Origin of the sequence: Legionella resiliens (assembly GCF_021344005.1) — a bacterium.
Classification (GTDB): domain Bacteria; phylum Pseudomonadota; class Gammaproteobacteria; order Legionellales; family Legionellaceae; genus Legionella; species Legionella resiliens.
This window is the reverse complement of sequence record NZ_JAJTND010000001.1, coordinates 60,653-75,763: the sequence shown is the minus strand read 5'-3', so window position 1 is coordinate 75,763 and position 15,111 is coordinate 60,653. Positions and strand designations below refer to the sequence as shown.

Below are 15,111 nucleotides of genomic sequence, written 5' to 3'. Positions count from 1 at the left end.
AGGGCTAACTCAATTCTTTAGCCCGGCATTACAATTTTTTTCTTGGATCTAGAGCAAAAATAAAGAGATTTGACTATAATGTTTCGCTATTTTTTATAAAACGAATATTATGTCTCAATCTAGAACTTCTATTTTACTTATTGGATTATTATCAGCTTTTTCTTTACTTACCTTTGATCTCTATCAACCTTCGTTGCCTTATATCACCAATTTTTTTAGTACCACGCATAGCCTGAGCCAATTAACCTTAAGTATTTATTTGGTTGTTTTTGGCGTGACCCAATTAGTTTGGGGGCCGTTAATTGATCATTTTGGCAGACGTCGTTTATTGCCTGGTAGTTTAGTGATTGCTGTTCTTGCCAGTATACTATGTGCTCTTGCTCCTAATATTTGGGTACTCATTTTAGGCAGGGCCTTACAGGGATTTGCGTTATGCTGCGCTAATTTGGTTGCTTTTTCAATTTCGCGCGATTTTGAAGATACTGTAGAGCGAGCTAGGGTTTTATCCTATGTTTCTATGATTGTTTCAATATCTCCCATCCTTGCTCCGGTGCTTGGTTCGCTCATCTTTACCTATTATGGTTGGCAAGCTAACTTTCTGTTAATGGCCGTGATCGGTATTGTGCTCTTGCTTCAGTCTCGTAAAGGATTATTCGAATCACCATTTTGGAGTCAACCCAAAGAACCTTTTATCGTAAAAAAAATAATCAAAGCATATCAAGAGATCATCCCTTCACCTTCTTTATGGAGTGGTTCGTTTATTATGATGTTTAGTTTTGCGGCAGTAATGCTCTCGGTGATTAATTCATCCTATATCATTATTGATCAATTCGGCTTTTCTCCCTTAGTGTATGGTATTATTTTTATTATCAACGGATTAAATATTATCGTTGGAAATTATTTAGGTATCTGGCTGCGTAAATATTTCAGCATGGCTGCAACCATTTATCTTGGTAGTTGGTTTATTATTTTCGGTGGTTTTGCGATGTTATTGTGCGCAGCCCTTTATAAATTCAATTTGTATGCTCTATCTTTGGCGTTAATTTGTAACTTGGGGATTAGTTTAACTGCCCCAGCTACTATGTCGATTATGCTTGCAGATTATAAAGAAAACACCGGCCTTGCACTGGCCATAATTCATACTGTACGCATGTTTGGTTCCTCTGTATTAACCATCTTAAGTGCGTACCTGCTCATGCAAACACTCAACGCCTTGCCATTAGGTCTAATGGTTTGTGGACTTGGGGCTCTTTATAGCTCCTGGCATTTCAATCGTTTAACAGCAGAATCAGATGACCCAGAGTTTGATGGCGCGGAAGCGGCATAGTGTAGGATGACAAATGATTTCAATCTTCATAGATTAAAGTAAAGGACTTTAAGTCTGGTTGCTTCCTACAGTCTTTTGAGCACATCTCTGCCTGCGCCCCGCGGACAAGTTGTGGGATGTAGAAATAGAAGCTGAATTGGTTTTTCAGGCTACGTTTTTTTGAAACGCTTCATACAGATTTTAGAGTTAACGGCATGCATATGGTATCATTTTGTTTTAACCCATGTTTGTCGTAAACAATGAAGATAAAAATTTTCTTTTACAGCGCATTAGTGACTATTCAAGCGTTTGCTGCCCCACATTTCGTACCTGCAGAGCCTTCTTCTGCAGCGCGCTACGAAATCAATGGACCTGCATTATGTGCGACAGCCAAAGAAACTTTGGCTTATTTAAATAAAGGCAATTCCTATGATCCTCGGGTCATTCACGAAGGCAAAGTTTTTGCGATACCTCTTTCACGAGTCAAAGAAACTTTAATCTTTATTTGCCGTCACCAAAATGAATTAAACGATCCTGCTTTTATTAAAAAGCACTTTGATTTTGTTCGCTGGTATCCCGATCTGGAACAAGCCAAACCTCTAAGGGTGAAAAAATCACTCATTGTTCATTTACCTTCAGATAAAATTTTAATGACCAAGTATTATGTGCATCGAGCTAAAGCATCAACGAAACGCAGCGTTGCCTATCCTTTGGCTCTTTATGGGCTTCCTCGAGATGAAGAGCAACTGACACTCGAAGAGGCAGATGCAAAACCCGGACTGACACGTTTCCAATATGGGAAGCAAGCCATATTAAAAGGTGCATTGGCAAATAAAAATGTTCCTCCGCTCGCCTATCTTAATCGAGATGACTTGGAGGCAGCATTAATGCAAGGGACCATTATTGCGGATTTCCCGAATCATCAGACACAAATCTTTAATGTGCATCGCTGCAACAATATTGCCTATGACAAAGCCAAAAATCCTTATCTACAAGAGCGTTACTGGTACTTTAAATCCGTAACGGGTATCAAAGGTTATGGAAAAGATGCGGATCATAAAATTACGGTGAATACCGAAGTCACTTTTGCCGCCGATCTCGAACAGTTTGGTTTAGGAAAACTTTTGATGGTACAGTATCCGGGTCAGAAGGGAAAAATGGTGACACGAATCGGTATTTTTGCTGATACTGGTGGCGCATTCAAAAGTAATTTGTATCAAGTAGATTTTCTTGCGGGTAGTTATGCAGGGAGAGAAGCTTTCTCACAAGCAACTCGTCGCTTACCCGATTATGTGGAAGCCTATTTTATGGTGCTCAAAAAATAATATGAAAATTCTCCTATATTGCTCATTATTTATAAGTTCTCTGGTGCATGCATTTTCTTGCTATGATGCGCAAGAAATTCATCAGGCACCGATTCAATTTGATGAAAAACGCATTACTTTAACGCGACAGTACCAATTATCTCATTATGGAATTGAGTCTAAGTCAATTGAAATTGAACCGAAAATGATTGTCTTGCATTGGACATGTATTCCTACTCTTAAGGCAACCTTTCGTGTCTTTAATCCGCCTACATTTCCGCAAAATTCACCAAGAATTAAAGAATTGCCGGGTAACTTGAATGTATCAAGCCATTATTTAGTGGATCGCGATGGAGCGATTTATCAACTCATGCCCGAAAACTGGATGGCAAGACATGTTATAGGATTGAATCATTATGCGATTGGTATTGAAAATGTAGGGGGGATAGACGGCAAGGATGATTTAACGGAAGCACAGACGAAGGCAAATGCATTTTTAGTGTGTTATCTTAAAAAGAAATATCCGGAAATAGAATATGTCATTGGCCATAATGAGTATTTGAATTTTAAAAATACCCCCCTTTGGCTTGAGCGGGATCCGAATTATCAAACGGATAAAGAGGATCCGGGACCAGATTTTCTTAATCGGGTCATGAAATTAGTGCGGGGGAGTAAGAATATTCCACGCTAGCAACGATTCTGGATTTATCAAACAAATTAAAATGTAGCCTAGGTGCGTAGCGAAAGATTGGAGTTTATTTATGTTCCCGGGTTCCGTTACGCTGCACCTGTATCCTGAGCGCATTTCTGCCTACGCCCCGCGGCTTGTCCGCGGGGTCCAGTGTCTTAGCAGATCTTCTGGATCCCGTGGACAACCCCGCGAACAAGTCGTGGGGGCGAGATGTAAGCATAGGGCTGGATTGATTCAGCGATGTGTGAAGATTCAGGTGCTGCATGCCAGGCTACGCGGGACTCTTATTTTGAAAAAAATGTATAGGTTTGTTTACTATGGAAAATTATTCTGCATCCCCTTGTTTTTTTATCTTTGGTTTCGGTTATACCGCCGAATTTTTAGCCAGAGAATTGCTTAAATTAAATTTTAAGGTGATTGGCACAACTCGCGATAAGAATAAGATTCTAAATAGTGCTCAAAAACATTACAAACTTATTGATTTTTGTGAGAATGAAATAACAGCTCATCTAAGTAAAGCAACGCATATTTTAGTATGTATTCCCCCCGCAGAAAAAGCAGGAGACCCTGTGCTTTCATGTTTTAGTGATTTAATCAGTCAAAACAGAACGCATATCCAATGGCTGGGGTACTTGTCTTCTACCAGTGTTTATGGGGATCATCAAGGTGCTTGGGTAACTGAAGAGTCTAATTCTAGAGCAGCAGGAATGCAGGGTAAATCAAGATTAAGCACCGAAAATAAATGGATGTCGTTTGCCAGACAACACGAAATTCCGCTTTATATTTTCCGATTGGCAGGAATTTATGGACCGCATAGAAATGCAATCGAACGCATTACTGCTGGAAAAAAAGCCAGTATTTATAAGGAGGGCCAGTACTTCTCCAGAATTCATGTTGCGGATATTGCCTCCGTCATTTGTGCATCGATAAAAAACCCCCAACCGTATTCAGTCTATAATGTTGCTGATGATGAACCTACACCAGCCCACATTGTTGATGCGTATGCTGCATCATTACTCGGACATCCTCCCCTGCCACTTATATCCTGCGACATAGCAACCATGTCTTCCAGGGAAAAGCAGTTTTATACCAGCAACCGTCGTGTTTCTAATGCAAAAATTAAAGCAGAACTCAAGATAAACCTGCTCTATCCTTCCTACCGTGAGGGATTAAGTCAGCTTTTTAAAGACAGTTACCAGAAAAAAGAATAAAAAATCAAAGTCATCTAGGTTTAACCCTAATCCAAATGTTCTTCATCTTCTTGAGATAGGAGCACTAGATTTTTAAGCATATTTTATCTTGGATATCTTTTGTCGCAGGGTTAAAACTTATATCATTTTATCCATGAAAAAACCGCTGATCTTCAGGGCAAATAATAATCAGGTCGTCTTGTAATATACAATCGATTGTAATTTATATAAAAGTAGAATAAAAATTTGCTTAATGTTTTGTATTGCATGGACAGTGAAAATCTGTCAAAAAGTGTAATAATGAAGATTGAATCCCTTATCTCATCACAAACCTTCATACACTACGGACTGTTACATGCTGATAGGGACATTTTTGGTGTATATTTTTTCGACCCCATTTAAAACAGGATATATTGTCGATTATTAGCGCTAAAAAATTGAATAAAAATAATGAGAAAGGGATCAAATACCTTATGAAAATAAAATTACTAGCGCAGTCTCATATTTTAAGGAAAAAAAGTTCTTTGCTGTGTTGGCTTTTTAGTATTGTATTTTCAATGAATGGTTTTACGGGTCAGAGTGATACCGCGTTGATTAAAAAAATAAAAGATATTGAGAAAAAATCGAACACCGTGATGGGGGTTACTGCCATTTATATAGAGAAAAATAAGGTAATCGCCCATAATAGTAACCAACGTTTTTTCATGGCAAGTACCATCAAACTACCCATTGCGATGGCTTTTTTACATCGAGTCGATGAGAAAAAAGACTCATTGAATCGCGTGATTAAAATGGATTCCCGTAATTCAGTTCCTGGTTCCGGTGCTTTGCATTATTTATTCGAAAAGAAAAAACTAAATATTTCCTTGAAACAAATACTGATGCATACACTCAAAAATAGCGATAATAGTGCAAGTGATGCATTATTGCAGGCGGCAAATGGACCTCGATATGTAGCAAAACGGATGAATGCATTAGGATTCAAAAATATTTCCATTAATCGTTCCATTATGGAAATGTTTATAGATACAAATCATGTGGATCGTTCCTTTTTAAAAAAGCGTCAACCAGTGTATTCCTGGCAAAAAATATCTAATCGCGTCCCCCTTAAAGAAAAACAGCAGGCTTGGCAGCGCTTTCAAAAAGACCTACGTGATACAACAACACCGGATGATATGGCAAAACTGCTCGTGAAATTATATAAAAAACAAGCACTCTCGGAATCCAGTACCGATCTTCTTATGAAGATTATGGAGCAATGCCGCACGGGGCGCAGCAGAATAAAAGGATTATTGCCTGCCAATGTGAAAGTGGCTCATAAAACTGGAACATGGTCAATCTATGAACGAGACTATTTAAGGTATTCAGGCTCTAAAAAATTATATCGTTTTGTTAGCGATGTGGGGATTATTACCTTGCCTAATAATAAAGGGCATATTGCGATTGCAGTATATGTTAAATCACAATCAGCCAGTGATTATCCACGCAGTCGCGCCATAGCTCTTGCTAGTCGTGCTATTTATGATCATTTTATGAAGTAACCCGCAGCAGCGAAGTAGAATCGGGTATAGGAAACCCTGTATTCACTTCGGTTCCACTTCGCAGCACAAGCCACAGGCCTGTATTCAAAAAAACATTAGAAAAGCTTCCCTATTTCGTATACTCTGTCACAAAAATAAACTTTAAGAACAAGGAGGTTGTGATGCGCCGTTGTTTGACTTTGATTATTAATGGACTTATCTATTTTTTCATGAGTTTTGGTATATATGCTCAGTTACCCTGCGATTATGAGAATTTATCTGCTGCCGAAAAGCAAATTTTATTATGGAATGAAATTACCTTAAGCAATGCAGAAGATCCTTTACCTCCACTGACTGGCAATAGTTATAACGAGGTCCTTGAAAAAATAAAAGGATTGTTTAATTTAAAACCTACATTCGATCATTCCAGTGATGAAATACCTGAAGGTCGAGTAAAAATTATTCATGCCAATGGTTCAGTAGCAAAAATTGCTTTAATCCCTGCTGCGGGCCATCCTTTTACTGGTATTTACCAGTCCGGTGGAGTTGGTGTAGCACGTCTTTCTTTAGCGACTCCTCCTACTGACGACACTTATATTCCGGGTATGGCCATCAAAATTTTAGTCTCCAAACATCCCTCTTTAAACCTGCATATAATGAATTTACTTGAGGGGCAAAATGAGAATTGGAATTATTTTGCGAAAGATTTTTCAAATAAAATACCCCATCCCACCAGTTGGACATTAACCGCGATTGAGAAAATATTCGAATTCACTCGGGATCCCGCGAATAATCTTCCCCTGTGGCATTTAGCTGCTTGGACGAGTGAAGGTAAATACAAAGGCATTCCAATATTTCCTGAGCGAATCTACTTCAGACCAACTGAATTAGTCAAAGATCTCATTGCTGAGGATTCGCGTGAGGATTTTAGAGTTTCCTTTTTACAAGTGCCTATGGGCCCCCTCTATGAAATATATGGAGAATATCAAGGTGCAGAGTACCATATAGGAACATTAATGCTGGAAAGTCCTTTATTAGCTTCGAATTATGGTGATAAGAAATTATTTTTCCAACATCAACGATAATAAGAGCTTCTATTTATTGTCATTGCCATCAGTTAAGAAGTATCTCGCGGGGTCCAGGTGAGAAATTCCCGGATTCCGCGAACAATAACCCTTGTTTTTAGTTGATTAGATTCATAGAAGAAAAAAACATTATTTTGTCTTCTTGTTCCTCTGACGCGATGCTCATTTCTCTTGGACTCGGTTTGACTGTTTGCAAATCAATGAGTGGCTTTGAAAGAGGTACAATGGGTTTTCCGAGAAGAGCTAATTTTTTTATACTGCCATCGAGCTCATTATTTGGGGAAATTTTAAGCGGTTCTTGTTTCTTTCGCTCTTTGAGTTCTAAGCTGTATTCATCTGAATTAAGCACTTTATATCTTAAAACATTACGAAGATAAAATTCTGATGGTGTTTTAGCTCCAATTTTATCGCGATTCTCAATGATATAACGAAACGTCTGATCGATTTTTTGCTCTTCAGTCTTTCGTGGATCCTTGCCGCAAAGTGTGTCCAGATTATAAATATGGGCCAAAGTGCTCTGAAATCCATCATGTCCATGGACATAATTAATCGTGTATCCATTGTGTGTTGCAGGTCTCGCGGTTTCCGTTTCCTTTGCTTCATTCCAGCGATTCCAGAAAAGATAAATTAAAGGCCATGCAGCTCTTTCCTGTTCTGACATGTTCGTTCTGTCAAGAATCGCATCAGTATGAAAGAGGGAATGAATGGTATTGCTCTCAATGTGGGATTGAAATTGGTGATTCATTTGATCAATCGTTGTTGCTAAGGCTTCACTCGTAGAATCGTCGTAGTTCACTCCAAGACTTTTAGCCATCAATTGTAGGGCGTCAAAACGGATGGGAGCATGACTAAATAAGGTAATTCCCTTTTCGCTTATGGTGTAATCCAGTATCTTTAAGGTAGGTTTATAGCTTTCATTAACTAAATGGATTAAATCTGAATGAGGGACAATTTCTTGATCAAGCAAAAGCTTAAGCCCCCAAAACGAAGGAGTTTGAAAATCACCGATATAACCCTGAGGGACAAATGGATGTCCTGCTATCATTTGCTCGTATGCGTAAATAAATTCACTTCCATGGTTCGAAACAAGAATGGTTAATGGGCAATGATTTCGATGAAGCAAATTAAGAATTCTTAAGGTGAAATAATCACAATTTCCACGATCAGCAACTTCATCACCAAGAAGACGAACGATTGTTTGCTTATCAGAGACTCTCAATTGAGCCATGAAGTGATTAAATTGGGCAACACAGTCAGCCAGCTTATTTTTAGGTTCGCTTAATTTTTGATTTAATTTTTTTTGTTCATCTTCAGCGGCATGTAATTTTTCCAGTGTTTGCTGCCGCAATTGGGACAAAGTTTGGTATTGTTGCGTTTCTTTTGTTTCAATTAATTGTTTATCAAGATTTGCAATTCGTTCTTTTGCATTTTCGATTTTTATTTGTGTAAATTGCAAAAGTGTACGGTTTTCCAGATACTCTTGAAGAATCTCACCATACTGTTCATAAAGTGTCACAAATTGTTGATAAGCTTTCTCAACATCATTCACTTCATCTTTAAATTGAATGATTTGATGACGCAAGAGGAAGTGGATGAGTTTAATTGGGTTACCATGTAAATCACCGAGGGTGATCGAGCCTAAATTGTGTTCGAATTCACTTGGATACTTATAAATATCAACGTTTTTATTTATAAGATGATTGGTCATCCATTAACCCAGATAAGATTCCTTATTTTGAAGAAAATAATTGATCCGATTTTAAATATCAAATAAGAGAGTGTGCATGAGTTTCTAAAATTAGAGATTATAGCTCGATCTATAATAAATCATTATGGGTCTTAATTTGGATCCGATTGTGAGCCAGGTAAAACAGGAAAAATAAAATGAATGAATTAATTATGGCTTTGCCTAAGGTTGAACTTCATATTCATATAGAAGGTACGCTTGAACCGGATTTAATGTTCTTGTTAGCAGAACGAAATAAAATTCCATTACCCTACGCAAATCCTGATGAACTTTATGCAGCTTATCAATTTACTGATCTGCAATCTTTTTTAAATCTTTATTATGCAGGAACTAATGTTTTGCAAACTGAAGAAGATTTTTATGATTTAACCTGGGCTTACATTCAAAAAATAAACCCACAAAATGTACGTCACACAGAAATTTTTTTTGATCCGCAAACGCATACTGCTCGAGGAATTGATATTGGGGTGGTGATACAGGGGATTCATAAGGCCCTGGAACAGGCAAAAAAACAATTCAATATAAGCTCCGAGATGATTTTATGTTTTTTGAGAGATTTGCCTGAAGAAGATGCTTTGCGTACTTTAGAAAGTGCCTTGAAGTATCAAGATAAATTTATTGCTGTGGGATTGGATTCTGCTGAGCGTGATCATCCTCCCCGAGATTTTGTTTCGGTATTTGCTAAGGCAAGAGCTCATGGTTTATTAACCGTTGCTCATGCAGGCGAAGAAGGACCGGCTGCTTATATCACTGAAGCTTTGGATCTCTTAAAGGTATCTCGCGTTGACCATGGTGTGCGCTGTTTAGAAGATATGGAACTTGTAGCGCGCTTACAAAAACAACAAATACCGCTTACAGTGTGCCCCTTATCGAATATTAAACTGTGTGTTTTTAAGACCATGAACGAACATCCTATTCAAAAAATGCTAAATATGGGGTTGGCTGTTACGATTAATTCGGATGATCCTGCGTATTTCTCCGGCTACATAGAAGAAAATTATCGGGCTGTAGCAGATACGTTCCAATTAACCCCCCAGGAGTTAATTCAATTGGCACGAAATAGTATACAAGCAAGTTTTTGTACCCCGCAGCGAAAACAACAATTAGTGTCGGAACTTGATGCGGTGATTAAGAGTTTCATACGCAATAACACGTTGTAGAAATCATAAATTGATGCATGACATTTCATTATAGATATCGCCAATCACAATAAACCTGTTTTGTTTCGTTACAGCAAAGAAGGGAGACACATATGTAACCCTTCTTATTTGAGAAAGAGAAGGCTCAAGTTTAAAAAGGAAAGGCAGATAATCACGATAAAGGTTATAGTCATTCCCTGCATACGATATTTAAGATGGTGCTTTTCTTTAAGGAACGCATATGCATGGATAATTCGCCCTACGATAAAGAAAAAAACCAAGATTAACAGAACTATCCAGTTTGCCTGGTTTGCTTCAGCACAAAGAAGTAATATTAAAATAAGGGGAGCATATTCGTTGAAATTGCCGTGTGCTCTTATTGCCATTTCCAACTCAGTAAATTCGTTACAACCCAAGACAACTTTATATTTGCGTCGCAGTTTAATAACCTGAAGTGAAAGATAAATATAGCCTAGTGCTAATAATGAGCCGGTAAGGGTTGTAATCGGATACATTTGTGTTCCCTCAATAAAAATAAAAAAATAGCGCCTCTTACTCATTCATTGTTGCAGAATTCAGCATCATTATAAAATCATTAAAGCAATGCTGAACTTGATTAAGAGCCATTAACCAAGGCACATGGCCTGCTTGAGCTATTATCTTATTGATATTGTTTTTCCCTTGGAATCCTTTATTTTCCAGGAAGATTTTTGGGGGACAAATAAAGTCATTTTCGCTGGCAATGGTCATTGTGGGTATGGATTCGGGAAACCATTTGCAGGAATAATCCGGATAAAAATGTTCAATGGCATGATAATAAGCTGTATTATTAAAAGCAAACAGAGGGATGATTTTTTCCCCTTCTTTCAATTCATCCGCAGTAAAACAATAATATTTATAAGTATCCCAGAATTCTTTGTATGCTTCATCTGATGGGGCTAAATGATATTGAGTGGCTGCAGGAACCAAATCAGGTAAATGATGTTGCTGTTGCATGGCGCTTACATGTTCAAAAAAACTGTTTTTGGTTGTGGTATTCATTAACACCAGTCCTGATATCTGGTCTTTTAGTTCGGGAAAATTTAACGCAAACATTCCTGCAAAACTATGGGTGACCAATACCGGCTTGGGAAAGGATTTTAACAAATCAATTAAACCGTTTTGCCAATATTTGAAGTTCAGTTCGCCTTGGGTATTGGAACCATCTTGGGGGAAATCTAAAAGAAAAATCGACCCTGGCAAATGCAATTTGTTACACAAATCAGTGAGGTACTCCGCTCCCAGTCCTGGACCACCAGGCAAAAATAACCAGGAATATCCATCCTCTTCAGCGAGTTGTTTTATCCTGTAACCATATTTAGTGTATTTCATGCGCAGACTATCTCTTTTTAGCGAGTATTTATCATATCACATCGATTAGTTGAATTAATGTTGCATTAACATTTATAGTGGATTAGGTACGCTTTCATTAACTCGAAATATGTATGTAGCCGAACTATTGAAACAGGGAGTGTAGTGTGGAAAAAACATACCGTATTGTTTTTTTATGTCTTTTTTTAATTTCGGGGCAGGTATATGCAACTGTTGCTTATCTTAGATACAGTGGCAAATGTCAATTCACGCTTACTCGAGAGAGATATGCTTATTGTTTGGAAAAAGAGATGGTTTTTTATGATAGGGAATTTAGCCAACTTTATAGTCATTTAACACCTGAGGCATCACTACTTGCAACGGACGCATTAGCAACTCAGATTATCGAACCCAATTGTGATGCTATTGCAATGAAAATTGGTGCAGGTTTGGAATATCATATTGCGTTTCGAATCTGTATGATTCACATCACCAAAGAAAAAATTGCCTGCATCAAAAGGTTTATTCCCTGCCAAATGTGCTGGGGTAGAAAATTGGTTAATTCACTAAGAAAGCCTTATTTATTCTTGGAGAATGTTTCGGTTCATGTATCAGATCCCACGTGATTGTGTAAATGCATCGTTGAGTACTTTCGATTGGGATTGGGAATATCCCCTCTCATGAGTGGAGAGGGGCTAATTTTATTTAATTTGTTGAGGAAGGCTTGGATGCGACGACACTATCAGCACACACATCCGCAACACCATCAATTGCGTCATAATACTGTTTATCGGTCATATCATTTGATTTTTTGAGTAGTTCGACTAATTTAGGTTTAGCGCATTCGCAATAGGCAGTAATGAATTTTTTATCTTCGTCAGATGGTTTGGGGAGAATAAGTTCCCATCTGTCCTTACAATAATCAGTAATATCACTATCTTTTGCTTTGCTCAAGCCGACATCATCTTCGATGGAATCCATCGTATCATGCAGCAAAGTTCTTGACATACATAGCTTAACTGCTTTTTGAAAGGCCACTTCATTATCTAATGGCTGTTTTACCGCGCAAGCACAATATTTTTCACCAAAATTCTTAAAATCTACTTTGTCTTTTGCTTCATCTGCTTTTTTCATCCAGGCATCCGTACAACGCGTTTGAAGGTCTCCCCCTGCAGAATCTGCATTAGCTGATAGGGAAAACAGTATTGTAAGAGCAAAAATACTGATTCCCTTTAAAAAAGACCGATTCATAATATGTCACTCCTTTGATTGTAAATAGCACTGTCTTGACATTGAGCATAGCTAATATCGTGCCGGTATTCTATAACTTTTTGAAAATTTAGTTTTTATCACAATTTCAGCTAAATACGATGTTTTAAAAAAAGAGAGCCGGAACAAGGGAATCTTGGACTGGCTTGTCTGCGTTACGGTACTCAAAAGCTGTCATCCCTGCGTAGGCAGGGATCCATTTACAATATCTATCTAATTACACAGTGCTCTTACTGCATGAGTCCCTAAATCGGTAACCTGAGCTTTAGTGCCAGGATCTGCCAATACTGGAATTTGTTGCATGTTGGTTAGAGTCCAGACTAAATAGTCACCTTGTTTAAAGGTAGTGCCATTGAATTTGCCTTTTCCACTTAGAACCTGAATAGAAATCGAGTTTTTTGCGCTTGAGACCAAATGTACTTCACATAACATGGAGATTGCTTGCTTATTTGTATTTGTTAAAACCATGGGTTTATTGGGCTCAAGATTGATTTCAATCGGCGCCACTGAAGGAAAAGCAGAAGTACTCGCTGCTATAACTAAGATACAGGGGAATAATTTATTGGGAAATCGATTCATAATAGTCCTTGTCATTTATATTGTTATTTCATCAAGAAAAGCAAAAGTTAAAATAATGTGTTTCGATGAAAAAATCCATTTTTGTATCTTAGTTAATGAGGACTAGCAGATACCCAAAAAATAGGTGAGATTGCAATGAGTTGTATCTATCGAATCTAGTCTTTGAGTAATTAGGTTTTTAACTGAGAAGAAAAATTATTCTGCAGAGCATCCACAAACTCTCTAACTGTATGCACTTCCTTACCGACGAGTTCATTTGCTTTACCGGTTTTAACGAAGGCCCTTAATTCTTTGCCTAAATTACCATCTCTCAAAGTGGCAATATGCTCCTCGGAGAAAACAACTTTCTCGCCCTGCAATGCACGCTGGATCTCCTTAACAGCATTGCGTTTTTGCGTCAGGCTTTTCTGGACACAAAAGAAAAAATCATGGAAATATTCCTTAATTTTTCCTGAAGAATCAACTACTTTTTCTCTATCTTCCAGATAGCCTGATAAAAGCTTATTGATGTCATATTCTCTAATCTTTTCCTTGTTGCCAGCTAGATTATAACCTGTAATAATTGCCTTTAGACTAGCTCCATGCTTGGTTCGATACTCTTCAACTTTTGCATGATTGCCAGCTAAAGCGTAACTCTCAACAATCGCATTAACATCTGCGTTGAATTTTGTACGGTATTCTTCAACTTTGTCATGATTTTCCGCTGAAGCATAGCCTTGTGCTATCGGATTAGCTCGGGCTCCATGCCTGGTTTGATATTCATCAACTTTTTCATAATTGCCAACCATAGCATAGCTTTGGGCAATCACATCAACATTTACCTTATAGTCTTTCCGATACTCTTCAACTTTATCGTAATTTTCAGCCAAAGCATAACCTTGAACAATTGCAGTAATCATTGCTTTACTGAAGTTTTGATCACGGCTTGTATCGGCGAGATTTTGATAGTAATGAACTTGGTCGTAATTTCCTGCTAAAGCATAATACTTAGCAATTGAAAACAGGCTTACATGATGTGTTGTCCGATATTCTTGAACTTTTGCATGATTTCCAGCGAGAGCATAGCCTTTGGCAATCATTAGCGGTTTTGCACCATGATTGATCCGATATTCTTCAACTTTTATATGATTTCCTGCTAGAGCATAACCTTCGGCAATCGCATGAACGCTTGCTTTATATCGCGTTCGATATTCTTCAACTTTCGCGTGATCCCCAGTGATTGCATAGCCCTGGGCAATTGCATCGATGCATTCTTTATGTTTCTTACGATATTGTTCAACTTGATAGTGATACCCTGTTATTGCGTAGCCTTGGGCAATCGAACGAACATTTGCTGGGGTCTGATAGTTTTTGACTTGTGTATGTTGTCCCGTTAAAGCATAACCTCTAGCAATGGCATTAATGTTTGCTTTATGGTGTTCCCAGTAATAAAGCACTTGCTCATGATTACCCGCACAAGCGTAGCCTTCAGCAATTGCATGAACACTGGCTTTAAATTTTTTTCTATAGTGTTCAACCTGGTCATCATTTTTTGCAAAAGCATATCCTTGGGCGATTGCATGGACGCTTGCTTTATATTTCGCCTGATACTCTCCCACCATCAGGGTGTTTCCAGCTACAGCATAGCCTTGAGCAATGATGTCAATGTTTGCTTTATACAGTCTGCGGTAGTCATCGACTTTATCGTGTTTTCCGGCTATTGCATAAGCATAGGCAATGGAATCAACGCTTGCACCTAGCTCCCGTAACCATTCTACTTGCTTAAATTGTCCTTTTAATGCTAATTCAGCCGCCGGCGTAAGCAACGGATGATCGCTCATTTTAGGGTCAATATGTGCTTCATTTATTCTTCTGCGTAAATCTTCCTTATCCGTTGCTTGTACTGTTGATAGGTATATATGGGAATACATGAAGTTTATCTTATAAGACAT

General features: G+C 38.1%; 14 protein-coding genes. 8 read left to right on the top strand and 6 right to left on the bottom strand.

Features of this window, described 5'->3' with window-relative positions:
- Window positions 1–109: 109 nt before the first annotated feature.
- The 6 genes from LXO92_RS00355 (at window position 110) to LXO92_RS00330 (ending at window position 7,096) form a co-directional block, all read left to right on the top strand.
- Window positions 110–1,327, top strand: coding sequence for a multidrug effflux MFS transporter (locus LXO92_RS00355; protein WP_182350778.1), 1,218 nt, complete (start codon window positions 110–112; stop codon window positions 1,325–1,327).
- 239 nt (window positions 1,328–1,566) lie between these two features.
- The gene (locus tag LXO92_RS00350; protein WP_182350777.1) at window positions 1,567–2,631 is read left to right on the top strand and encodes a hypothetical protein; all 1,065 of its coding nucleotides are present in this window, start codon (window positions 1,567–1,569) and stop codon (window positions 2,629–2,631) included.
- 1 nt (window position 2,632) lies between these two features.
- Window positions 2,633–3,301 carry an N-acetylmuramoyl-L-alanine amidase gene (locus tag LXO92_RS00345; RefSeq protein ID WP_182350776.1) on the top strand — a complete coding sequence of 223 codons (669 nt, stop codon included), beginning with the start codon at window positions 2,633–2,635 and terminating at the stop codon, window positions 3,299–3,301.
- A 317-nt stretch (window positions 3,302–3,618) separates the two neighbouring features.
- Window positions 3,619–4,512: an SDR family oxidoreductase gene (locus tag LXO92_RS00340; RefSeq protein ID WP_232890095.1), complete on the top strand. Its 894-nt coding sequence runs from the start codon at window positions 3,619–3,621 to the stop codon at window positions 4,510–4,512.
- A 452-nt stretch (window positions 4,513–4,964) separates the two neighbouring features.
- Window positions 4,965–6,032, top strand: a complete 1,068-nt coding sequence (gene bla, locus LXO92_RS00335; RefSeq protein ID WP_182350774.1) for a class A beta-lactamase — start codon at window positions 4,965–4,967, stop codon at window positions 6,030–6,032.
- 161 nt (window positions 6,033–6,193) lie between these two features.
- Complete coding sequence (locus tag LXO92_RS00330) at window positions 6,194–7,096, top strand: hypothetical protein (RefSeq protein WP_232890093.1); 903 nt, start codon at window positions 6,194–6,196, stop codon at window positions 7,094–7,096.
- A 97-nt stretch (window positions 7,097–7,193) separates the two neighbouring features.
- On the opposite strand, the gene wip is transcribed toward LXO92_RS00330, so the two are convergent.
- Entirely contained in the window at window positions 7,194–8,804 is a 1,611-nt protein-coding gene (gene wip / locus LXO92_RS00325; RefSeq protein ID WP_182350772.1) for a Dot/Icm T4SS effector Wip, read from the bottom strand.
- A 176-nt stretch (window positions 8,805–8,980) separates the two neighbouring features.
- On the opposite strand from wip, the gene LXO92_RS00320 reads away from it, so the two are divergent.
- Entirely contained in the window at window positions 8,981–10,003 is a 1,023-nt protein-coding gene (locus LXO92_RS00320) for an adenosine deaminase (protein ID WP_182350771.1), read from the top strand.
- A gap of 104 nt (window positions 10,004–10,107) precedes the next feature.
- Here LXO92_RS00320 and LXO92_RS00315 read toward each other — a convergent pair whose 3' ends face one another.
- On the bottom strand, window positions 10,108–10,497 hold the full coding sequence (locus tag LXO92_RS00315) for an MAPEG family protein (protein WP_182350770.1): 390 nt from the start codon (window positions 10,495–10,497) through the stop codon (window positions 10,108–10,110).
- Window positions 10,498–10,534: 37 nt separating this feature from the next.
- A complete protein-coding gene (locus tag LXO92_RS00310; RefSeq protein WP_182350769.1) occupies window positions 10,535–11,353 on the bottom strand; it encodes an alpha/beta hydrolase family protein in 819 nt (272 codons plus the stop codon).
- Between the two features lie 146 nt (window positions 11,354–11,499).
- On the opposite strand from LXO92_RS00310, the gene LXO92_RS00305 reads away from it, so the two are divergent.
- Window positions 11,500–11,958, top strand: coding sequence for a hypothetical protein (locus LXO92_RS00305; RefSeq protein ID WP_182350768.1), 459 nt, complete (start codon window positions 11,500–11,502; stop codon window positions 11,956–11,958).
- A 79-nt stretch (window positions 11,959–12,037) separates the two neighbouring features.
- Here LXO92_RS00305 and LXO92_RS00300 read toward each other — a convergent pair whose 3' ends face one another.
- The 3 genes from LXO92_RS00300 to LXO92_RS00290 form a co-directional block, all read right to left on the bottom strand.
- Window positions 12,038–12,583, bottom strand: coding sequence for a hypothetical protein (locus LXO92_RS00300; protein WP_182350767.1), 546 nt, complete (start codon window positions 12,581–12,583; stop codon window positions 12,038–12,040).
- Window positions 12,584–12,814: 231 nt separating this feature from the next.
- Window positions 12,815–13,180: a hypothetical protein gene (locus LXO92_RS00295; RefSeq protein ID WP_182350766.1), complete on the bottom strand. Its 366-nt coding sequence runs from the start codon at window positions 13,178–13,180 to the stop codon at window positions 12,815–12,817.
- Between the two features lie 170 nt (window positions 13,181–13,350).
- Entirely contained in the window at window positions 13,351–15,090 is a 1,740-nt protein-coding gene (locus tag LXO92_RS00290; protein ID WP_182350765.1) for a hypothetical protein, read from the bottom strand.
- Window positions 15,091–15,111: the final 21 nt, after the last annotated feature.